This window comes from Bradyrhizobium sp. TM233, assembly GCF_036247965.1.
Taxonomy (GTDB): domain Bacteria; phylum Pseudomonadota; class Alphaproteobacteria; order Rhizobiales; family Xanthobacteraceae; genus Bradyrhizobium; species Bradyrhizobium ottawaense.
Genome location: NZ_BTIG01000167.1, coordinates 1 through 426, shown reverse-complemented (window position 1 = coordinate 426; position 426 = coordinate 1). Strand labels below are relative to the sequence as shown.

Here is a 426-nt window from a genome sequence, read left to right as displayed (position 1 = left end):
GAGGTCTTGCCGACGCCGGGCGGGCCGACGAAGCACAGGATCGGGGCCTTGCCCTGCGGGGCGAGCTTGCGCACCGCCAGATATTCGATGATCCGGCCCTTGATCTTCTCCAGGCCGAAATGATCGGCGTCGAGGATGGCTCGCGCTTCCTTGATGTCGATCGGCTTCTCCGCGGGCAGCGCCCAGGGCAGCTCGATCAGCCAGTCCAGATAGGTGCGGACCATGCCAGCTTCGCCGGCGGCCTCCGGCATGCGTTCGTAGCGGCGCAGCTCCTTCCTGGCATGCGCGTCCGCCTCGGGCGGCATGTTGGCCTTGGCGATGGCAGAGGTCAGCTCGGCGACCTCGGCCGCCTTGCCGTCGCCTTCGCCGAGCTGGCGCTGAATGGTCGCCATCTGCTCGCGCAGGATCGCCTCGCGCTGCCGCTCG

General features: G+C 68.8%; 1 pseudogene. It reads right to left on the bottom strand.

The features are described 5' to 3' along the window. A pseudogene (locus AABA86_RS34165) lies at positions 1-426 on the bottom strand (endopeptidase La); the annotation flags it as partial.